At 68.9% G+C, this 18607-nt stretch carries 20 protein-coding genes and 1 pseudogene; 14 read left to right on the top strand and 7 right to left on the bottom strand.

Features of this window, described 5'->3' with window-relative positions; all coding sequences use genetic code 11:
• Positions 1 to 41 precede the first annotated feature (41 nt).
• From CSW62_RS01990 to CSW62_RS01975, 3 genes are all read left to right on the top strand, one after another.
• Positions 42 to 680, top strand: coding sequence for a ribonuclease HII (locus tag CSW62_RS01990; protein WP_099575542.1), 639 nt, complete (start codon positions 42 to 44; stop codon positions 678 to 680).
• A gap of 137 nt (positions 681 to 817) precedes the next feature.
• The gene (gene ccrM / locus CSW62_RS01985) at positions 818 to 1894 is read left to right on the top strand and encodes an adenine-specific DNA-methyltransferase CcrM (protein WP_099575541.1); all 1077 of its coding nucleotides are present in this window, start codon (positions 818 to 820) and stop codon (positions 1892 to 1894) included.
• 252 nt (positions 1895 to 2146) lie between these two features.
• On the top strand, positions 2147 to 2581 hold the full coding sequence (locus tag CSW62_RS01975; protein WP_099575539.1) for a hypothetical protein: 435 nt from the start codon (positions 2147 to 2149) through the stop codon (positions 2579 to 2581).
• A 9-nt stretch (positions 2582 to 2590) separates the two neighbouring features.
• Here CSW62_RS01975 and mutY read toward each other — a convergent pair whose 3' ends face one another.
• Positions 2591 to 3670: an A/G-specific adenine glycosylase gene (gene mutY / locus CSW62_RS01970; protein ID WP_099582137.1), complete on the bottom strand. Its 1080-nt coding sequence runs from the start codon at positions 3668 to 3670 to the stop codon at positions 2591 to 2593.
• Between the two features lie 47 nt (positions 3671 to 3717).
• Between mutY and CSW62_RS01965 the strand changes: the two genes are divergently transcribed.
• The 5 genes and pseudogenes from CSW62_RS01965 to CSW62_RS26730 form a co-directional block, all read left to right on the top strand.
• A complete protein-coding gene (locus CSW62_RS01965; RefSeq protein WP_099575538.1) occupies positions 3718 to 4257 on the top strand; it encodes a DUF721 domain-containing protein in 540 nt (179 codons plus the stop codon).
• 133 nt (positions 4258 to 4390) lie between these two features.
• A complete protein-coding gene (locus CSW62_RS01960) occupies positions 4391 to 5014 on the top strand; it encodes a DsbA family protein (protein ID WP_099575537.1) in 624 nt (207 codons plus the stop codon).
• Positions 5014 to 5619, top strand: a complete 606-nt coding sequence (locus CSW62_RS01955) for a thioredoxin domain-containing protein (RefSeq protein ID WP_099575536.1) — start codon at positions 5014 to 5016, stop codon at positions 5617 to 5619. The genes CSW62_RS01960 and CSW62_RS01955 overlap by 1 nt, the downstream gene beginning before the upstream one ends.
• 22 nt (positions 5620 to 5641) lie before the next feature.
• Positions 5642 to 9085: a chromosome segregation protein SMC gene (gene smc, locus CSW62_RS01950; protein ID WP_099575535.1), complete on the top strand. Its 3444-nt coding sequence runs from the start codon at positions 5642 to 5644 to the stop codon at positions 9083 to 9085.
• 8 nt (positions 9086 to 9093) lie between these two features.
• Positions 9094 to 9234, top strand: a pseudogene (locus CSW62_RS26730) (hypothetical protein); the annotation flags it as partial.
• A 4-nt stretch (positions 9235 to 9238) separates the two neighbouring features.
• Here CSW62_RS26730 and CSW62_RS01945 read toward each other — a convergent pair.
• Both CSW62_RS01945 and CSW62_RS01940 read right to left on the bottom strand, forming a co-directional pair.
• Entirely contained in the window at positions 9239 to 10018 is a 780-nt protein-coding gene (locus CSW62_RS01945; RefSeq protein WP_099575534.1) for a TSUP family transporter, read from the bottom strand.
• A 68-nt stretch (positions 10019 to 10086) separates the two neighbouring features.
• Complete coding sequence (locus CSW62_RS01940) at positions 10087 to 10476, bottom strand: DUF6481 family protein (RefSeq protein WP_099575533.1); 390 nt, start codon at positions 10474 to 10476, stop codon at positions 10087 to 10089.
• Between the two features lie 359 nt (positions 10477 to 10835).
• Here CSW62_RS01940 and CSW62_RS01930 point away from each other — a divergent pair, with 359 nt between their 5' ends.
• The 6 genes from CSW62_RS01930 (at position 10836) to CSW62_RS01905 (ending at position 14653) form a co-directional block, all read left to right on the top strand.
• The gene (locus CSW62_RS01930; protein WP_099575532.1) at positions 10836 to 11216 is read left to right on the top strand and encodes an AtpZ/AtpI family protein; all 381 of its coding nucleotides are present in this window, start codon (positions 10836 to 10838) and stop codon (positions 11214 to 11216) included.
• A gap of 5 nt (positions 11217 to 11221) precedes the next feature.
• On the top strand, positions 11222 to 11983 hold the full coding sequence (locus tag CSW62_RS01925) for a F0F1 ATP synthase subunit A (protein WP_099575531.1): 762 nt from the start codon (positions 11222 to 11224) through the stop codon (positions 11981 to 11983).
• Between the two features lie 39 nt (positions 11984 to 12022).
• The gene (locus CSW62_RS01920) at positions 12023 to 12247 is read left to right on the top strand and encodes a F0F1 ATP synthase subunit C (protein ID WP_004615714.1); all 225 of its coding nucleotides are present in this window, start codon (positions 12023 to 12025) and stop codon (positions 12245 to 12247) included.
• Between the two features lie 126 nt (positions 12248 to 12373).
• The gene (locus CSW62_RS01915) at positions 12374 to 12907 is read left to right on the top strand and encodes a hypothetical protein (RefSeq protein WP_099575530.1); all 534 of its coding nucleotides are present in this window, start codon (positions 12374 to 12376) and stop codon (positions 12905 to 12907) included.
• Positions 12908 to 12917: 10 nt separating this feature from the next.
• On the top strand, positions 12918 to 13427 hold the full coding sequence (locus CSW62_RS01910) for a F0F1 ATP synthase subunit B (RefSeq protein ID WP_099575529.1): 510 nt from the start codon (positions 12918 to 12920) through the stop codon (positions 13425 to 13427).
• Between the two features lie 137 nt (positions 13428 to 13564).
• Positions 13565 to 14653 (top strand): 2OG-Fe(II) oxygenase, encoded by a 1089-nt coding sequence (locus CSW62_RS01905; protein ID WP_099575528.1) that lies wholly within the window; start codon positions 13565 to 13567, stop codon positions 14651 to 14653.
• Here the strand turns inward: CSW62_RS01905 and CSW62_RS01900 are convergent.
• The 4 genes from CSW62_RS01900 to gcvPA all read right to left on the bottom strand — a co-directional run bounded on the left by CSW62_RS01900 (position 14650) and on the right by gcvPA (position 18580).
• Positions 14650 to 15111, bottom strand: a complete 462-nt coding sequence (locus CSW62_RS01900; protein WP_099575527.1) for a hypothetical protein — start codon at positions 15109 to 15111, stop codon at positions 14650 to 14652. The genes CSW62_RS01905 and CSW62_RS01900 overlap by 4 nt on opposite strands.
• A complete protein-coding gene (locus CSW62_RS01895) occupies positions 15108 to 15527 on the bottom strand; it encodes a hypothetical protein (RefSeq protein ID WP_099575526.1) in 420 nt (139 codons plus the stop codon). The genes CSW62_RS01900 and CSW62_RS01895 overlap by 4 nt, the downstream gene beginning before the upstream one ends.
• A gap of 132 nt (positions 15528 to 15659) precedes the next feature.
• Positions 15660 to 17237 carry an aminomethyl-transferring glycine dehydrogenase subunit GcvPB gene (gcvPB, locus tag CSW62_RS01890; protein ID WP_099575525.1) on the bottom strand — a complete coding sequence of 526 codons (1578 nt, stop codon included), beginning with the start codon at positions 17235 to 17237 and terminating at the stop codon, positions 15660 to 15662.
• Positions 17234 to 18580: an aminomethyl-transferring glycine dehydrogenase subunit GcvPA gene (gcvPA, locus tag CSW62_RS01885; protein WP_099575524.1), complete on the bottom strand. Its 1347-nt coding sequence runs from the start codon at positions 18578 to 18580 to the stop codon at positions 17234 to 17236. The genes gcvPB and gcvPA overlap by 4 nt, the downstream gene beginning before the upstream one ends.
• Positions 18581 to 18607: the final 27 nt, after the last annotated feature.

Genomic DNA, 18607 nt, shown 5'->3' with positions numbered 1-18607 from the left:
ACTCCTTTTCCAGGACCGCGAACCGGCCTAGACATCCGCCGATGCGCACCGGACCCGACATGATGCTGGAACTGGCCTGCGGACCGGGGCCGGTCTGCGGGGTGGACGAGGCTGGGCGCGGTCCCTGGGCCGGACCGGTCAGCGCCGGCGCCGTGATCCTGGATCCCGACCGGGTGCCCAAGGGCCTCAACGACTCCAAGAAGCTCACCGCCAAGGCCCGCGCGGCCCTGGAGGAAGAGATCAAGGCCGTCGCCATCGCCTGGGGCGTGGGCATGGCCTCGATCGAGGAGATCGCCGAGCTGAATATCCTGCACGCCACGGGCCTGGCCATGTGCCGGGCGATCGAGGGCCTGTCGGTGACGCCGACCATCGCGCTGGTCGACGGCAATTACGCCTTCAAGCTGCCCTGCCCGATCAAGACCGTGGTCAAGGGCGATGCCCTATCGTGCTCGATCGCCGCCGCCTCGATCCTGGCCAAGGAGGCCCGCGACCGGATCATGGTCGAGATGGACGCGGTCTATCCCGGCTACGGCTTCGCCGGCCACAAGGGCTATCACGCCCCGATCCACGTCGAGGGCCTGCGCAAGCTGGGCCCTTCGCCGATCCACCGCATGGGCTGGGCCCCGGTGAAGGCCGCCCTGGCCGGTGAGTTGGCGCTGGGCGACGACCTAGACCTCTGATCCGAAAGAGGTTTTGAGTCTGGTCGGACTCAAATAGTCGTCCCAGGGTCGCATTAACGCCCCGCTAACCACGTCTGATCACTCCGCATTTACCAGCAAGACTCATGATTCCGCTCTCTTTTGTAGGGACGCGGGACATGAAGTTCGGGCCGGAAACCATCATCCTGGGCGACTGCATCGAGCAGATGAACGCCCTGCCGGAGAAGTCGGTCGACCTGATCTTCGCCGATCCGCCCTACAACCTGCAGCTGGGCGGCGACCTGCTGCGTCCCGACAATTCCAAGGTCGACGCGGTCGACGACCACTGGGACCAGTTCGAGAGCTTCGCCGCCTACGACAAGTTCACCCGCGAATGGCTGAAGGCCGCCCGCCGGGTGCTGAAGGACGACGGCGCGATCTGGGTGATCGGCAGCTATCACAACATCTTCCGCGTCGGCGTGGCCGTGCAGGACCTGGGCTTCTGGATCCTCAACGACATCGTCTGGCGCAAGTCCAACCCGATGCCCAACTTCAAGGGCACCCGCTTCGCCAACGCCCACGAGACCCTGATCTGGGCGTCGAAGAGCCAGAACGCCAAGCGCTACACCTTCAACTACGACGCCCTGAAAATGGCCAATGACGAGGTGCAGATGCGCTCGGACTGGACCATCCCGCTGTGCACCGGCGAGGAGCGCATCAAGGGCGTGGACGGCCACAAGGCCCACCCGACCCAGAAGCCCGAAGCCCTGCTCTATCGGGTGATCCTGTCGACCACCAAGCCGGGCGACGTGATCCTGGATCCGTTCTTCGGCGTCGGCACCACCGGCGCGGCCGCCAAGCGCCTGGGCCGCAAGTTCATCGGCATCGAGCGCGAGGCCGAATATCTCGAACACGCCAAGGCCCGCATCGCCAAGGTCGTGCCGATCGCGCCGGAAGACCTGGACGTGATGGGCTCAAAGCGCGCCGAGCCGCGCGTGCCGTTCGGCACCATCGTCGAGAGCGGCCTGCTGTCGCCGGGCGACACCCTGTACTGCTCCAAGGGCAACCACGCCGCCAAGGTCCGCCCGGACGGCTCGATCACGGTCGGCGACCTGTCGGGCTCGATCCACAAGATCGGCGCCCTGGTGCAGTCGGCTCCGGCCTGCAACGGCTGGACCTACTGGCACTTCAAGACCGACGCGGGCCTGGCCCCGATCGACGTCCTGCGGGCCCAGGTGCGGGCGGGGATGAACTGAGGCGCTCATTTTCTCCCCGAGCCCTTGCCTGACCGGACGCGGGACGGCAATGTTCACCTTATGGTCCACATCAGCAAGATATCCGCGAACAGGGCGATCGTAAGCGCCGTCACTTTCCGCGCGCGGAATGGCAGCGTTCTGCAGGAAATCCGACGCCCTGACGGCAGCAAGGTCGTCGCCTTGAGCCGCGACGTGCACGAACGCGCCCTGGCCGGCGCCAAGTCGGTCCTGGCCAGGAAATAGCCCACCCGCATGGCGACGACCGACTACAATCCGGTCTTCGACCAATTGGTCCGCGCCTCGGACGATATCGAAGGGTTCATCGCCTACGGTCTCTACAAGCAGGCCAAGCGGGAATGGCTGCTCGATCACAGAGCCCGCGAAGGCCGAGCGCCAACGATGGCCGAACTGCGTGGCTTTTCTCGGCAATGGACGCCAACGACGCTGCAAGCCTTCCGCGAAACCGCCGATGGCGCTCTATCCGCCTATGCCCAGATCACGCTGGAAGATCAGACGCCCTCCATCCAGCGTGATGCACTGCTGCAAGGCCGCCCCTTGTGGAAGGACATCCTGATAGGAGTCATCTCCGCCCTGAGCTATTCGGTGATCCTGGTGATCGCGGCCTTTCTGCTGAAAATATTCGGCAATGATTTTGTCGATGCGGTCACCGCCCTGAAAGGCCGGTAGCCATCCCGCCTACAGCAACCGCTCCGCCGCCAGCGCCGCCTTGAGGAACACGCTAGGCAGCGCGCCCAGGCCCTCGCGCGGGGTCCAGACGAAGTCGCCGGCGCTCGCGCCGCCATTTCCTTCCTTGGCGGCAGCGAACACCCGCAGCGTCAGGGAGAAGTGCGTGAAGACGTGCTCGACCGCGCCGAGGTCGCGCCAGGCCCCGGCAACCGGGGCGACCTCGACCGCCTCCGCATCTGACCACGACGTCGCGCGCCAGTCGCTGGTCGGCAGGCCCAGCATCCCGCCCAGCAGGCCCTTCGGAGGCCGGCGCACCAGGGCGACCTCGTCGCCGCGCGTCAGGACATAGGCGACGCCGAACCGGCGCGGGCGGTCGGCCTTCCTGGTCTTGCGCGGATAGGTCTCCGGCGCGCCGCCCTTGTAGGCCGCGCACCAGGTCGAGATCGGACAGCGGTCGCACAGCGGGGCCTTGGGCTTGCAGACCGTGGCCCCAAGATCCATCAGCGCCTGGGCCCAGTCGCCGGGACGATCGTCGGTGACGAGGTCGCCGGCCAGGGCCTTCAGCTCGGGCTTGCTGTCCGGCATCGGCGCCTCGACGGCGAACAGCCGCGCCATCACCCGCTCGACATTGCCGTCGACGACATTGGCGGCGCGGTCGAAGGCGATCGCGGCCACGGCAGCGGCGGTATAGGCCCCGACGCCGGGAAGGGCGCGCAAGGACTCCTCGGTGTCCGGGAAGACCCCTCCGTGCTCGCCGGCCACGGCCCGCGCGCAGGCCAGCAGGTTGCGGGCCCGGGCGTAGTAGCCGAGCCCCGCCCAGGCGGCCATCAGGTCGCCGTCCTCCACCGCCGCCAGGTCCGAGACGGTCGGCCAGCGCTGGGTGAAGCTCAGGAAGTACGGCGTGGCGTGCGGCACGGTGGTCTGCTGCAGCATCACCTCCGACAGCCAGACGCGGTAGGGGTCGCCGCGCACGCCGGCGCGGCGGTCGGCGGGCGAGACGCGCCAGGCCAGGGTACGGGCCTGGGCGTCGTACCAGGCCAGCAGGGCCGCGCGGACCGCGTCACGACGAGAAAGGGATTGGGCTTTCATCATCCCTCGCCTACCGCGAACCGAGCCCGGCATGCTAGTTTCCTCGCATGCGCCGCCCCCTGCCCACCGCGGAAGAAGCCCTCGCGATCCTGCGCAGCAAACGCACGCGCCCGCAGCGCCGTCCGCCGCCGCCCGCCGGCAAGAGCCTGGCCCCGCTGCTGAAGTCGCTGGAAGAGCGCTTCGGCAAGGGGCCCGCCGCGCTGCAGGCCCGCTGGCGCGAGATCGTCGGCGACACCCTCGCGCGCCGGACCGAGCCCGTCCGCATCATCAAGGGCCGCAATGGCGAAGGCGGCGCTTTGGAGCTGCGTGTCGACGGCCCCGTTGCCTCGCTGATCCAGCATCAGGCGCCGCAGATCACCGCGCGCCTCGACATGCTGCTGGGCAAGGGCGTGGTCACCCGCCTGCGCATCGTCCAGGGGCCGGTGAAGGCGGCCGCCGCGCAAGCGCCCCAGCGTCCGCGCCGCAAGCCGCCGCTGGACGCCGCGCAGGAGAAGCAGCTCTCCGACAGCCTGGCGGGGCAGCCCGACGGCGACCTCAAGGACGCCCTGCTGAAACTGGGCCGAGGCGTGCTGCGCGACCATCCTTGAGCCCCCGATCCGCCGACCTTCCGATTGACAACCCCACCCTGATCGCGCTGTTGCACAGGCCTTATCGGCGCCCTTTTCGCCACCTCTAAGAATCGCGCTTAACTTCGCCGTTCTACTGCAAGGAAGATCGACCATGCGTCCGCTGACCCGCCGGCTTCTGACCGCCGTCGCCCTCACCGCCTCGCTGGGCGCGCTCGCCGCCTGCGGCCCCACGGGAACCAAGGTCACCGCCGACGACATGACCCTGGGCAGCGCCGCCGCCAAGGTCACCGTGGTCGAGTACGCGTCGGTCGCCTGCCCGCACTGCGCCAAGTGGAACGCTGACGTCTTCCCGGCCTTCAAGACCAAGTACATCGACACCGGCAAGGTCAAGTATGTCGCCCGCCCGGCCCTGACAGGCGAGCCGACCCTGGCCAACGCCGGCGACATGCTGGCCCGCTGCGCCGGCAAGGATAAGTACTTCCAGGTGACGGACGCGATCTATCACGCCCAGGCCAGCATCTTCCAGACCGGCGACATCCGCGGCGAGCTGCTGACCATCGCCCAGGCGGTCGGCATGAGCGAAGACCAGTTCAACGCCTGCCTGACCGACGAAAAGGCCGCCAAGTCGGCCGAGCGCATCGAGAAGTCGATGAAGGCCGACAAGATCGAAGGCACCCCGACCTTCATCGTCAACGGCAAGAAGGTCGGCGGCGAATCCGGCGGCGAGGTCACCCTGGCCCAGCTGGACGCCGCCATCGCGGAAGCTTCGAAGTAATGGCGATCGACCGGCGCGCGCTGATCGTTTCGGGTCTCGCCCTGGCGGCGACGGCCTCCGGCGCGCGCGCCGCGCCGCTGCCGGCGGTCCCGGGCGATATGGTGCTGGGCTCGGCCAAGGCGCCGGTCCAGTTCGTGGTCTACGCCTCGGCCAGCTGCCCGCACTGCGCCCACTGGTGGACGACGGTGCTGCCGGAGGTCCGCAAGGCCTTCATCGACACAGGCAAGGTGCGCCTGGTGTTCCGCGAGTTCCTGACCCCGCCGCCCGAGTTCGCGGCCGCCGGCTTCATTCTGGCCCACCGCATCCCGGGCAAGTACTTCGAGGTGCTGACCACGATCTTCCAGAAGCAGGAAGAGATCTATCGCAGCGAAAAGCTGTTCGAGGGCCTGCAGGCGATCGGCAAGCAGTACGGCCTGACCGACGCGCAGTTCAAGGCGGCGCTGGAGGACCCGGCGGCGCTGAAGGGCGTCAACGACCGCATGGCCAAGGCGGTGGCCGACGGGATCGAGGGCACGCCGACCTTCTTCGTCAACGGCGCGCCCTACGATCACAGCGCCGACTTCGCCGTGCTCTCCAAGGCCTTCGCCGCCGCGGCGAAGGGCTAAAGGACAGGAAGGGACCGCCTGCGTGCAGTTCCAGCGCCTGCGCCTTTCGGGCTTCAAGTCCTTCGTCGAGCCGACCGAGTTCCGGATCGAGCCCGGGCTGACCGGCATTGTCGGCCCGAACGGCTGCGGCAAGTCCAACCTGCTGGAAGCCCTGCGCTGGGTGATGGGCGCCAACTCCGCCAAGGCCATGCGGGCGGGCGGCATGGACGACGTGATCTTCGCCGGCAGCGGCGCGCGGCCGGCCCGCAACCACGCCGACGTCGCCCTGACCATCGACAATTCGGACCGCACCGCCCCCGCCCAGTTCAATGACGATCCCGTCCTGGAGGTCGTCCGGCGGATCGATCGCGGCGAGGGCTCGACCTACAAGATCAATGGCCGCGAGGTGCGGGCCCGCGACGTCCAGCTGCTGTTCGCCGACGCCTCGACCGGGGCCAACTCGCCGGCCCTGGTCCGCCAGGGCCAGATCAGCGAGCTGATCGGGGCCAAGCCGCAGAACCGCCGCCGCATCCTGGAAGAGGCCGCCGGGGTCTCGGGCCTGCACACCCGCCGCCATGAGGCCGAGCTGCGCCTGCGGGCCGCGGAAAACAATCTGGCCCGGCTGGAGGACGTCGCCCGCGAGCTGGAGACGGCTCTGAACCGCCTCAAGCGCGAAGCCCGTCAGGCCGAGAAGTACAAGCGCCTGTCGTCCGAGATCCGCGCCGTGCAGGGCGCCGTGCTCTACACCCGCTGGACCGAGGCCCGCGACACGCTGGAGCGGACCACCAGCGAGGCCACCAGCGCCGCCCGCCTGGTCGAGGAGACCGCCCGCGCCAGCGCCGCCGCCCAGGTCGCCATCACCGAGGCGGAAGCGGCGATGCCGCCGCTGCGCGAGGAAGCGACCATCGCCCAGGCGATCCTGGGGCAACTGGCCATCCAGAAGGACCGCGCCGAACGCGAAGCCGAAGCCGCCGCCGCCGAGTTCGAACGTCTCGGAAGCGACCTGGCGCGCATCGACGCCGACCTGGCGCGCGAGGCGCAGGCCAAGGACGACGCCGCCGCCGCCCTGGCCCGCATCGACGCCGAGCTGACCGAAGTCCGCGCCCTGGTCGCCGCCGCGCCGGAGCGGGGTCCCGAGCTAGAAGCCGCCGCCAAGTCCGCCGAGGAAGCCCGCGCCGCCGCCGAGGCCGCCGTCGAGCAACTGGCCGCCCGGGTCGCCGCCGAGGAGGCCCAGTTCCGCGCCGCCGCCGCGCGCTTCTCGGAAGCCGAGGCCCGCGCCAATCGCACCAACCGCGCTCTCGACCAGGCCAAGGCCGAGCGCGCCGCCGTCGGTCCCGAGGTCGACCCGGCCGCCGCCGACGCCCGCCAGCGCTTCGACAATGCGCAGGCCGCCCTCGCCGCCGCCCGCGCGGCGCTGGAGGAAGCCGAAAACGAACGGGTCAAGGCGGCCGAGCAGGAGGCCCAGGCTCGCCAGCTGGCCCGCAATGTCGAGGATCAGCTGGGCCGTCTGCGCACGGAAGCCCGGGGTCTGGCCCAACTGACCGCCCCCCGCTCCAAGAGCGGCCACGCCCCTGCCCTCGACAGCGTCGCCCCGGACAAGGGCTATGGCGCGGCCCTGGCGGCGGCGCTGGGCGACGATCTGGACGCCGCCCTCGACGCCAAGGCCCCGTCCTATTGGGGCGGCGCCGAGGCCCCCGACCCGACCTGGCCCGAGGGCGCGCAGCCGCTGGCCCCTCTGGTCAAGGCCCCGCCCGCTTTGGCCGCCCGCCTCTCGCACGTCGGTGTCGTCGCCCGCGCCGACGGCGACAAGCTGCAGGCCGCTCTGAAGCCCGGCATGCGCCTGGTCTCCAAGGAAGGCGATCTCTGGCGCTGGGACGGCTTCGTGGCTCGCGCCGACGCGCCCAAGCCCGCCGCCGTGCGGCTGGAACAGCGCACGCGCCTGGCCGAGGTCGAGACCGAGATCGACATCATGGCCCCCCGCGCCGAGGCCACCGCCGCCGCCCTGAAGACCGCCGCCGACCGGATGCGGGCCGTCGAGGACCTGCTGCGCGACAAGCGGCGCGGCCCGCCCGACGCCGAACGCCTGCTGAACGGCGCGCGGGAGGCTGTCGCCAAGTTCGAGCGCGAGCAGGCGATGCGGGCCGCTCGCGCCCAGTCGCTGGACGACACCATCGCCCGCTTCGAGGCCGACAAGACCGAGGTCGACGCGGCCTTGGCGGAGGCCCGGGAAGCCCACGCCGCCGCCCAGACCTCGGGCGACCTTCAGCCGCAACTCGCCACCGCCCGTCAGGCTTCGGCCCAGGCCCGCGAGGCCGCCAGCGCCGCCCGCACCGCCCTCGACGTCGAAACCCGCGAACGCGCGGGCCGCCAGCGCCGCCTGGAAAGCCTGGAGCGCGACCGCGCCGACTGGGCCAAGCGCGCCGAGACCGCCGGCAAGCGCGCCGAGTCCCTGGAGGCTGATCGCGTTAAGGCGGCCGCCGCCCTGGAAAGCGCTCGCGAGGCGCCGGCGGCGCTGAAGGAGAAGCTGCTGGTCCTGCTGGATGAGTTCGCCGCCGCCGAGGCCCGCCGCGCCAAGGCCAGCGACGCCCTGGAAGCCGCCGAGACGCTCCGCCTCAACAACGACCGCGCCGCCCGGGCCGCAGAGCAGGCCGCTGGCGAGGCCCGCGAGAAGCGCGCGGCCCTGGTCGCCCACCTGGACGGCGCCCGCCAACGCTTTGGCGAAGTCGCCTCGGCCATCCGCGAACAGGCCCGTATGGAGCCCGAGGAGTTGGGCCGCCACGTCGCCGGCGAGGCCGTGGCCGTGCCGAAGGACGCCGCTGGCGTAGAAGCTCACCTCTTCGCGCTCGAGAGAGAGCGCGACGCCATCGGCCCGGTGAACCTGCGCGCCGAAGAGGAGGCTCAGGAATATGCCGGCCGCCTGGAGACCATGCGGGTCGAGCGCGCCGACCTGTCGGGCGCGGTCGGCAAGCTGCGGGCCGGCATCGAGGAGCTGAACGCCGAGGGCCGCGAGCGCCTGCTGGCCGCCTTCGACGTGATCAACGCCAACTTCCAGACCCTCTTCCAGGCCCTGTTCGGCGGCGGCCAGGCCGAGCTGAAGCTGATCGAGAGCGACGATCCGCTCGAAGCCGGCCTGGAGATCTTCGCCTGCCCGCCCGGCAAGCGCATGGCCAGCATGAGCCTGATGAGCGGCGGCGAGCAGGCCCTGACGGCCAGCGCCCTGATCTTCGGCGTCTTCCTGGCCAATCCGGCCCCGATCTGCGTGCTGGACGAAGTCGACGCGCCCTTGGACGATGCGAACGTCGACCGCTACTGCAACATGCTGGACGAGATGCGCCGCCGCACCCAGACCCGCTTCATCGCCATCACCCACAACCCGGTGACCATGAGCCGGATGGACCGTCTGTTCGGGGTGACCATGGCCGAGCGGGGGGTGAGCCAGTTGGTGAGCGTTGACCTGAGCACGGCCGAGAAGCTGGTCGCGGCCTGATCGTCTGAAGCGCCCCCTCCGTCTCGTCGCGTATTCGCGCCGATCCACCTCCCCCGCACGCGGGGAGGAGAAGCGAGAGTCTATCCTCCTCACCCGTGAAACGGGGGAGGTGGCGCGATGCGGATACGCATCGTGACGGAGGGGGCGCTTCCCCTAGAACCCGACCGCCTGCCGGATCGGATTGCTCGGGTCCGCCAGCAGCTTCACGGCCATGGCGCACGAGATCACCACCAGCAGCGGCCGGATCAGTTTGGGTCCGAAGCGCATGGCCAGCCTTGAGCCGACCTGGGCGCCGATGAAGGCCCCGGCGGCCATGGCCAGGCCCACCGGCCAGACGACCGCGCCCTTCAGGATGAACAGGCACAGGCTGCCGACATTGCTGGCGGCATTGGCCAGCTTGGTGTGGGCCGTGGCCTTCAGCACGCCGTAGCCCAGCAGGGTGACGATCGCGACCATGTAGAAGGCCCCCGCGCCCGGCCCGAAGATGCCGTCATAGAAGCCGACCAGCGGCGCGACGAAGCAGGCGAACGGGATCAGCGCCATGCGCGGCGCGACATCCTCGGCCTTCAGGGCGCGCGAGAAGCCGAAATAGAGGGCGATGGCGATCAGCAGCAGCGGCACGATCGCCCGCAGCAGGTGCGGCGACAGCAGGCTCGCGCAAAGCGCGCCGCACAGGCCAGCGATGACGGCGGCGCCAGCCACCGGCAAGGCGGTCTTCCAGTCGATCAGGCCGCGTCGGGCGAAGGCTGTCGTCGAGGACAGGGCGCTGACCGCGCCTTGCAGCTTGTTGGTGCCCAGCGCCTGGACAGGCGACAGACCCGCCAGCAGCAGGGCGGGCAGGGTCACAAGACCGCCGCCGCCGGCTATGGCGTCGAGCGCGCCGGCGAGCGCGGCGACCACGAACAGGCTGGCGATGACGTCAAGGTGAACCATGATCGGCTCATGGTCCGGTTCGAGGCGTCAGGCAAAGAAAAAGGGGCCCCGGAAGGCCCCTTCTGCGATCAGCCCAGGAGGCTGCCCCACGCGTGAGCGCGGTTGGCCTTGCTGTTGCTGGTCTTGCCCAGGGCGCGAAGCTCGTCGCGCTCCTTGGCTTTCTCTTCCTTGCGCACGCGCATTTCGGCGGCTTCGATCGTCTTGCGCTCTTTGCGCTCGGCGCGCTTGACGGCCATGATCGCTTCCTGGCGGGCCAGGGCTTCAAGACGGGCCAGTTCCTTGGCTTCGGCGCGGGCGGCGCGGACAGCCTCGAGTTCGGCGGCGCGCAGTTCCTCGCGCTTGTCGAAATCGGGATCCTGGACGGTCGGCTTGGCCTTGAACTTCGCCAGCATGGCCTTCTTGGCCTCCTGCTGCGAGGAGATACGATCGGCGAATCCGGTGTTCTTCAGGTGCGACATGAATCTTCGTGTTGTTTGGAGGCGGCGGCTCTAAAACCCAAATCCGCGAAAAAATCAATGCGTGATCGGGCCGCGCCACACCTTGCCTAGGGGGTGTGACGCCGAAAGAACGGGTGAGATGTAGGGAGCGGTTCCCGCTTTCGAAAGGGCCGCGCGCCAAGGGCCAATCGAATGAAAAGGGGATGGTTTTGCCCCTCCTTGAAGCCAAAGGCGAAATCCTTAAGTATTCCCGTCACTTGGCCCACGAAGCGCTCGCCTTGACGCACCGCAGCGAGGTCTATAGGTTCCGCGCCGATCAAGCCGGCCGGAAATGCGCCTTGTTTTGGCGCGCCCGCGGCGTTTTCGGACCTGCCGCTCCCATGCCCAAGGCCGACGAACCGAACGACAAGGCTCTGGATAGCCTCGACGCTCGGCTCGACGCATTTGAGGCGAGGAAGGCGGCGGAAAAGCCGGCGAAAGCCGCGTCCGAAAAGGCCAACCAGGACGGCTATCGCCTCCTGGCGGATTTGATCGGGGGCGTACTGGTGGGTCTCGGCTTCGGCTGGCTGCTCGACCATTATGTCCACACGAGCCCCTGGGGCATGGTCGGCGGTCTGCTGATCGGCTTGGGGCTCTCGATTTTCTCCGTCGTCCGCAAGGCGACGAAAATGAGCGCGCAGGCGTCGGCGCCGTCCCCTCAAGGGAATGCCGACGGAGACACGGGAGGCGGGTCAACCGCCCCCAAGCAGAAGAGAGACTAGGGCCGATGGCCGATCCGATGCACCAGTTCCAGATCCAGAAGATCGTGGAACTGCCCACCGTGACCGTTCCCGGCCTCGGCGCTATCGACCTGTCGATCACGAACTCGGTGTTCGCGATGATGCTGGCGGCGCTGCTGGTCATCACGTTCTACAGCCTGGCGGCGCGCAAGGCCGTCGTCCCGGGTCGCCTGCAGGCGGTGGGCGAGATGCTCTACGGACTGGTCGATGGGCTAGCGGAGTCGATCATCGGCCACGACGGCAAGAAGTTCCTGCCCTTCATCTTCACGCTGTTCGCCTTCGTGCTGTTCATGAACATCCAGGGCATGTTCCTGGTGTTCACCGCCACGTCGCAGCTGGCCGTGACCCTGACGCTGGGCCTGATGGTCATCCTGACCGTGGTCGCCGTCGGCTTCGCCAAGAACGGCCTCAAGTTCTTCAAGCTGTTCGCCCCGTCGGGCGTGCCGTGGCCGCTGTACTTCCTGCTGGTGCCGATCGAGATCCTGTCGTTCCTGATCCGCCCCATCACCCTGGGCCTTCGTCTGTTCGGCAACATGCTGGGCGGCCACGTGGTGCTGAAGATCTTCGCCGGCTTCGTGATCGCCCTGGGCGGTCTCGGCGCCCTGGGCTGGGCTGGTTCGGCCCTGGCCCTGACCTCGGTCGTCGCCCTGACGGCCCTAGAGTTCATGGTGGCCTTCCTGCAGGCCTTCGTGTTCGCGGTGCTCGCCTGCGTCTACATCAACGACGTCGTGCACCTCGACAGCCACTGATCAACCTTTCCAACAAATACCTTCCAAGGAGTCTCTATCATGGACGCTGCTGCAGCTAAGTACATCGGCGCTGGCCTGGCCATGCTCGGCATGATCGGCGCGGGCGTTGGCCTGGGCGTGATGTTCGGCAACTACTTCCAAGGCGCCCTGCGCAACCCGACGGCCGCCGCTCAAGAGCGCCCGATGCTGTTCCTGGGCATGGCCCTGACGGAAGCCCTGGGCATCTTCGCCCTGGTCATCGCCTTCCTGATCCTGTTCTCGTAATCCGACCCTGGAGCGCGGCGCTTCATCGGAAGCGACGCGCTCCATGCTTTCTGTTTTCTCGCGCTTTCTGGAGCGGGCCGGATGACGGTCCGCTTCAAGCGCACTAGCTGAGAGGCGCCTTCGCCCATGGCGACGGAACATCACGGCGCGGTCGAGACGACTGAAGCCCCCAAGCACGAAAGCGGCGGCCTTCCGCAGCTGCAGTTCGAGCACTGGGGCGGTCAGATCGTTTGGCTGCTGCTCATCTTCGCCGTCCTCTACGCGGTGCTGTCGAAGGGCCTGCTGCCCCGCGTCAGCGGCGCGATCGACGAGCGCGGCGCCAAGATCGCCGGCGACATCGCCGACGCCCGTCGTCTGAAGGACGAGGCGGAAGCCCAGGCCCGCGCGGCCGCCGCCGAACTGGCCGAGGCCCGCGCCAAGGCCCAGAAGACGGCCGCCGACGCAAAGGCCAAGGCTTCGGCCGAAGCCGCCGAGCGTCAGGCCAAGGAAGAAGCCGTCCTGGCCGAGAAGCTGGCCGCGGCCGAGGCTTCGATCCAGACCGCTCGCGACACGGCCATGAGCCATGTCCGCGAAGTGGCGCAGGACACGGCCGGCGCGATCGTCCAGAAGCTGACCGGCAAGGCGGCCACGGCCGCCGAGCTGAAGTCGGCCCTGGCCTAAGGAGCTGACGATGGAACACGAATCCCTGTTCAGCCTCTCGAACCCGGAGTTCTGGGTTCTGGTCGCTCTGGTGATCTTCTTCGGCCTGCTGGTCTATCTGAAGGTCCTGCCGGGCGCGCTGTTCGGCGCGCTGGACGGCTACGCCGCCAAGATCAAGGCCGAGCTCGACGAAGCCCAGACCCTGCGTGAAGAGGCCCAGGCCCTGCTCGCGGGCGTCAAGGCCCAGCGCGACGAAGCCGAGCGCCAGGCCGCCGCCATGATGGAAGCCGCCAAGGCCGACGCCAAGCGGATGGCCGAGGAAGCCAAGGAAAAGCTCGAGGAGCAGATCAAGCGCCGCGCCGAAATGGCCGAACGCAAGATCGCCCAGGCCGAGGCGCAAGCCGCCGCCGACGTGAAGGCCGCTGCGGTCGATCTGGCCGCTCAAGCCGCCGAGACCGTCCTGGCCGCCCGCCTCGCCGGTTCGACGAACGACGGCCTGGTCGACGCCGCGATCCGCCAGATGGGCGCCAAGCTGCAATAGCGGCTAGCTCCATCGGACAAGACAAGAGGGCGCGGATCGCAAGGTCCGCGCCCTTTCTTTTTGAGGTCTCGGTCGTGGCGCTGACTACCGCCGGGTGTGTAAAATCCCCCAGTCGCGTCGAGGAGGGACACGGATCAATGCTGCTGCCTGGGGATCCCGGCCCATCGTTCTTCGCCGCCACTCGCCAGAACCCTCGCTACGGCTTCGACATCGTCGCCGGGCGCTATCTGCTGCTGGCCGTGGTCGGTGACGGCGACGAGACTTTCATGGCCACCATCGAGCGGCTGCTGGACACCCACGCTCAGCGCATCGACGGCGAGGACCTGGCCATGTTCAGCCTGCTGCGCGATGCCGACCGCTGGTCCCACACCGAGGATCGCCTGCCCGGCGCCCGTTGGATGCTGGACAAGGACGGCTCGGCGACAGCCGCCTGCGGCTTGAGCGGCGATCCGACCTGGTCGGGCTGGCTGCTGATCGACCCGAACTTCCGGGTGCTGGCCACCGTGCCCGCCGCCGACACCGAGCGGCTGAATCAGTCCCTGCCCAGCCTGCCGCCGCCCGCCGCCCATGCAAGCGTCGAGCTGCTCGCGCCGGTGCTGATCGTGCCACGCGTGTTCGAGCCTGATGTCTGCCGGGCGCTGATCGCCGCCTACGACGCCGATGGTGGCGCAGCCTCCGGCTTCATGCGTGAGGTTGCCGGTAAGACGGTCCTGGTCAATGACGCCAGCCACAAGATCCGCCGCGACCTGGTGCTGCCGCCCGGAGAGCTTCGCGAGGGGGTGCGAGCGCGGATCCTGCGCCGCCTGGCTCCGCAGATCACCAAGGCCTTCCAGTTCCAGGTCACGCGAATGGAGCGCGACCTGGTCGCCTGCTACGACGCGGCGGACAACGCCTTCTTCCGGGCCCACCGGGACAACACGACGAAGGGCACCGCCCATCGCCGCTTCGCTGTCACCATCAACCTGAACGCGGAGCAGTACGAGGGCGGCGACCTGCGCTTCCCCGAGTTCGGTTCCCGCACCTATCGCGCCCCGACCGGCGGCGCGGCCGTATTCTCATGTTCGCTGTTGCACGAGGCCTTGCAGGTGACGAAGGGCAAGCGCTACGCCTTCCTGCCGTTCCTGTACGACGAGGCGGCCGCACAGGTGCGCGAGGAAAACGCCCGGCACGTCGGGATCGAGGGTTATCGCTATACGGCCGGCAAACCGGCCGAGACGGCCTCCTAGGCAGCCTTGCGGGGAGCCGCCTGAGCCATCTTCCGCGCGACGTACTTCTTCACGCGCTTGCGGGTCTTCTTCAGCAGGCGCCAGCGGGCGCGGCGCAGGATCATCTTCTCGGTGCGGAGCATCTGCTGCCAGACGACCAGCAGCACCTCGGGCTCGCGGCGCATCAGGCGGCGGATCGGGAAGACCAGCTTGGGGTGGCGCTTCTGCCAGCGGATGAAGGTCTTCCGCGCAGCGAACGAGTAGCGCAGCACGATCATCAGCCCGATAACCAGCAGCGGCAGGCCCAGGTGCCCCGGCAGCGGCGTCAACACGGCGCCGGCCAGGATCACCAGCGTGCCGAAGCCGATGGCGATCCAGCGGAAGGCGCGGGCGGCGGACTCGCGCAGCAGCAAGGCCAGGCGCGCGCGGCGCCGGACCCTGTGCTTTATATCGTCGTCGATCGTGGTGACCGCGCTCACCTTTGGCTGCGCTTCACGGCGCGCTGCTTGAAGGACTTGCGCCAGCGAACGGCCATCCGCCACCGGCGCGGCACGATCAGGCGCTCGACGCGCAGGGTCTGCTGCCAGGCCACCAGCACGACTTCCGGCTCGCGGCGCAGCAGGCGGCGCAGCGGGAAGATCAGCTTGGGGTGGGCGTGCTGGAAGCGGACGAACTGCTTGCGGGCCTTGAACGAGTTGCGCAGCACCAGCATCAGGCCGACCACGGTCAGCGGCAGCCCCATGGGGCCGGGCAGCGGCGCGATCAGTATGCCGCCAATGACCAGCAGCACGCCCAGCGTCACCAAAATGACGCGCAGAAACCGCGCGACGAGCTCGCGGGCGAGGTCATCGGCGGTGCGTTGGGCGCGCGGCATGGCGAGGGCTAAAGCAGTCATGGGAGGACGAACGGGCTTGCGCGCCGCTTGCTCCCTGGAAAAGCCAGTCAGCCCGGATGCGCTCCCCCGATATGTGGAGACAACAGGGCGCCGTAAAGGCGCCCTGCCGTCGCAACGGGGGTATGGAATTTGCTATTCAGCGGCTAGTGGCGCCGCGGCCACAGGTTTCCACCTCAACCGGGGCTTGCGGGCCGCCAGGGTCTCGTCGAGGCGGCGCAGCGGGGCGTGGAATGGCGCGCCCTTGAAGCGTTCCGTCTCGCCCGCCTTGGCCGCGCCGGCGAGCAGGCGAAGCGCTTCGATGAAGCGATCCAGCTCCTGCTTGCTCTCGGTTTCGGTCGGCTCGATCAGCATCGCGCCGTGGACGACCAGCGGGAAATACATGGTCATCGGGTGGAAGCCCTCGTCGATCATCGCCTTGGCGAAGTCGAGCGTGGTCACCCCGGTGCCCTCCAGCCAGCTGTCGTCGAACAGGGCCTCGTGCATGCACGGACCGTCCGGGAAGGCCGGGCTCATCACGTCCTTCAGGCGCGCCTTGACGTAGTTGGCGTTTAGGACGGCGTCCTCGGCCACCTGGCGCAGGCCGTCGGCCCCGTGGCTGAGCATGTAGGCATAGGCGCGGACATACATGCCCATCTGGCCGTGGAAGGCGCTCATGCGGCCGAAGGCCGTCTCGGCCCCCGCCTCGCCCGCGTGCTCGACCAGCGAGAAGCCGTTGTCGTCGTGGACCAGCCAGGGCGTGGGCGCGAACGGCGCCAGGGCCTCGGACAGCACCACCGGACCCGCGCCCGGACCGCCGCCGCCGTGGGGCGTCGAGAAGGTCTTGTGCAGGTTGATGTGCATGGCGTCGACGCCCAGGTCGCCCGGACGCACCCGGCCGACGATGGCGTTGAAGTTGGCGCCGTCGCAGTAGAAGTACGCGCCGACCGCGTGGGTCAGGCGGGCGATCTCGACCACGTCGCGCTCGAACAGGCCGCAGGTATTGGGGTTGGTGACCATGATGGCGGCCACGTGGTCGCCGAGCTTGGACTCCAGATCCGCCATGTCGACCCGGCCGTCTTCGGTCTGGGCGATCTCGACGACGGTGTAGCCAACGAAGGCCGCCGTGGCCGGGTTGGTGCCGTGGGCGCTGGTCGGGGCCAGCACCGTCTTGCGGTGGCCCTGGCCGTTGGCCTCGTGGGCGGCGCGGATGGCCAGCATGCCGCACATCTCGCCATGGGCGCCGGCCTTGGGGCTCAGCGCGACGGCGGGCATGCCGGTCAGGGTCTTCAGCCAGTGGGCCAGACGGTCCATCAGCTGCAAGGCGCCTTGTACGGTGGACTCCGGCTGAAGCGGGTGGATGTCCGAGAAGCCCGGCAGGCGCGCCATCTTCTCGTTCAGGCGCGGGTTGTGCTTCATCGTGCACGAGCCCAGCGGATACAGCGCCAGGTCGATGGCATGGTTCTTCTGGGACAGGCGCACATAGTGGCGGACAGCTTCGGGCTCCGACAGGCCCGGCAGGCCGATCGGCTCGGCGCGCAGCAGGCCGGCCAGGTCGCTCGACGGGGCGGCGGCTTCGGGCAGGTCGACGCCGGTCTTGTTCCAGCCGTCCCGCTCGAAGATCAGGGCCTCGTTCTGGAGAAGGCCGCGGTTGCCCGTCAGGGTCTCGTGACCGCGAGCGGCGTCATTGGCGGTTTCGGGGCGCGTGGGGCGGCCGACGTTGTTCATGCTCATTGGGCCACCGCCTTGGTGAGGATCTTGACGAAGAAGGTCATGTCGATGTCGAGCGTGGTTTCGGTGGCCGCGACCAGCAGCACGTCGTCGAGGCCCGCGCCCGCGTCGAGACGCGAGAACGGCACGCCGGCGATGACGCCGTTGTTGGCCAGGGTCTCGACCACGTCGGCGGCGTTCTTCGGCAGGCGGATGGCGAACTCGTTGAAGAAGCGCGGGGTCAGGATCTCGACGCCCGGCACGGCCTTCAGCGCGTCGCGCAGGGCCAGCGCCTTCTGGTGGTTCAGGGCGGCCAGCTGGCGCAGCCCCGTCTCGCCCAGCAGGCTCATGTGGATGCTGAACGCCAGGGCGCAGAGGCCGCTGTTGGTGCAGATGTTCGAGGTCGCCTTGTCGCGGCGGATGTGCTGCTCGCGGGTCGACAAGGTCAGCACGAAGCCGCGCTTGCCATCGGCGTCGACGGTCTCGCCGCACAGGCGGCCCGGCATCTGGCGGACGAACTTTTCCTTGCAGGCGAAGAGGCCGACATAGGGGCCGCCGAAGTTCAGGCCGTTGCCGATCGACTGGCCCTCGGCCACGGCGATATCCGCGCCCATCTCGCCCGGCGACTTCAGCAGGCCGTACGAGACGGCCTCGGTGGTCACCACGATCAGCAGCGCGCCGGCGGCCTGGGCGGCCTCGGCGATCTTGGTGACGTCGGTGACCGTGCCGAACACGTTGGGGGTCTGGACGACGACGCAGGCGGTGTCAGCGTCGATAGCGGCGATCACCGCATCCTCGGCGTCGATGGCCGCGGGTAGAGCCTCAGTCGCGACGCCGGCCGCGTGGGCCAGGGTCTCGATGGTCTCGACATAGTGCGGATGGACGCCGCCCGACATCACCGCCTTGGTCCGGCGGGTAATGCGGTGGGCCATCATCACGGCCTCGGCCGCGCCGGTCGAACCGTCATAGAGCGAGGCGTTGGCCACCTCCATGCCAGTCAGGGCCGCGACCTGGCTCTGGAACTCGAACAGCACCTGCAGCGTGCCCTGGGCGATTTCCGGCTGGTAGGGCGTGTAGCTGGTCAGGAACTCCGACCGCTGGATGATGTGGTCGACCGTGGCCGGCACGTGGTGGCGATAGGCGCCGGCCCCGCAGAAGAACGGCCCCTCCCCCGCCGAGCGATTGCGACGGGCCAGGCCCGCCATCTCGCGCTCGACTTCGATCTCGCCGGCGTGCAGCGGCAGGTCGACGGTTCCGGAACGCTGGGCCGAGGCCGGCACGTCCACGAACAGGTCGTCAATCGATTTGACGCCGATCGCGCCGAGCATCTCGACGCGGTCTTCAGGGGTCAGGGGGAGGTAACGCATGATCTGCTTTCGCGAGGAGGCGGACGT

This window comes from Caulobacter sp. FWC2, from assembly GCF_002742625.1.
Taxonomy (GTDB): domain Bacteria; phylum Pseudomonadota; class Alphaproteobacteria; order Caulobacterales; family Caulobacteraceae; genus Caulobacter.
The sequence above is the reverse complement of the archived record's forward strand: the minus strand, read 5'-3'. Positions and strand labels throughout refer to the sequence as shown.

Excerpts from the sequence above, each read along its gene's own strand:
- CSW62_RS01910 (WP_099575529.1), top strand. The coding sequence starts at position 12,918 with ATGGAACACGAATCCCTGTTCAGCCTCTCGAACCCGGAGTTCTGGGTT.
- gcvPA (WP_099575524.1), bottom strand. The coding sequence starts at position 18,580 with ATGCGTTACCTCCCCCTGACCCCTGAAGACCGCGTCGAGATGCTCGGC.
- CSW62_RS01940 (WP_099575533.1), bottom strand. The coding sequence starts at position 10,476 with ATGTCGCACCTGAAGAACACCGGATTCGCCGATCGTATCTCCTCGCAG.
- CSW62_RS01920 (WP_004615714.1), top strand. The coding sequence starts at position 12,023 with ATGGACGCTGCTGCAGCTAAGTACATCGGCGCTGGCCTGGCCATGCTC.
- CSW62_RS01925 (WP_099575531.1), top strand. The coding sequence starts at position 11,222 with ATGGCCGATCCGATGCACCAGTTCCAGATCCAGAAGATCGTGGAACTG.
- CSW62_RS01905 (WP_099575528.1), top strand. The coding sequence starts at position 13,565 with ATGCTGCTGCCTGGGGATCCCGGCCCATCGTTCTTCGCCGCCACTCGC.
- CSW62_RS01965 (WP_099575538.1), top strand. The coding sequence starts at position 3,718 with ATGCGCCGCCCCCTGCCCACCGCGGAAGAAGCCCTCGCGATCCTGCGC.
- CSW62_RS01990 (WP_099575542.1), top strand. The coding sequence starts at position 42 with ATGCGCACCGGACCCGACATGATGCTGGAACTGGCCTGCGGACCGGGG.
- CSW62_RS01975 (WP_099575539.1), top strand. The coding sequence starts at position 2,147 with ATGGCGACGACCGACTACAATCCGGTCTTCGACCAATTGGTCCGCGCC.
- gcvPB (WP_099575525.1), bottom strand. The coding sequence starts at position 17,237 with ATGAGCATGAACAACGTCGGCCGCCCCACGCGCCCCGAAACCGCCAAT.
- CSW62_RS01895 (WP_099575526.1), bottom strand. The coding sequence starts at position 15,527 with ATGACTGCTTTAGCCCTCGCCATGCCGCGCGCCCAACGCACCGCCGAT.
- ccrM (WP_099575541.1), top strand. The coding sequence starts at position 818 with ATGAAGTTCGGGCCGGAAACCATCATCCTGGGCGACTGCATCGAGCAG.
- CSW62_RS01960 (WP_099575537.1), top strand. The coding sequence starts at position 4,391 with ATGCGTCCGCTGACCCGCCGGCTTCTGACCGCCGTCGCCCTCACCGCC.
- CSW62_RS01915 (WP_099575530.1), top strand. The coding sequence starts at position 12,374 with ATGGCGACGGAACATCACGGCGCGGTCGAGACGACTGAAGCCCCCAAG.
- CSW62_RS01930 (WP_099575532.1), top strand. The coding sequence starts at position 10,836 with ATGCCCAAGGCCGACGAACCGAACGACAAGGCTCTGGATAGCCTCGAC.
- mutY (WP_099582137.1), bottom strand. The coding sequence starts at position 3,670 with ATGAAAGCCCAATCCCTTTCTCGTCGTGACGCGGTCCGCGCGGCCCTG.
- CSW62_RS01945 (WP_099575534.1), bottom strand. The coding sequence starts at position 10,018 with ATGGTTCACCTTGACGTCATCGCCAGCCTGTTCGTGGTCGCCGCGCTC.
- CSW62_RS01955 (WP_099575536.1), top strand. The coding sequence starts at position 5,014 with ATGGCGATCGACCGGCGCGCGCTGATCGTTTCGGGTCTCGCCCTGGCG.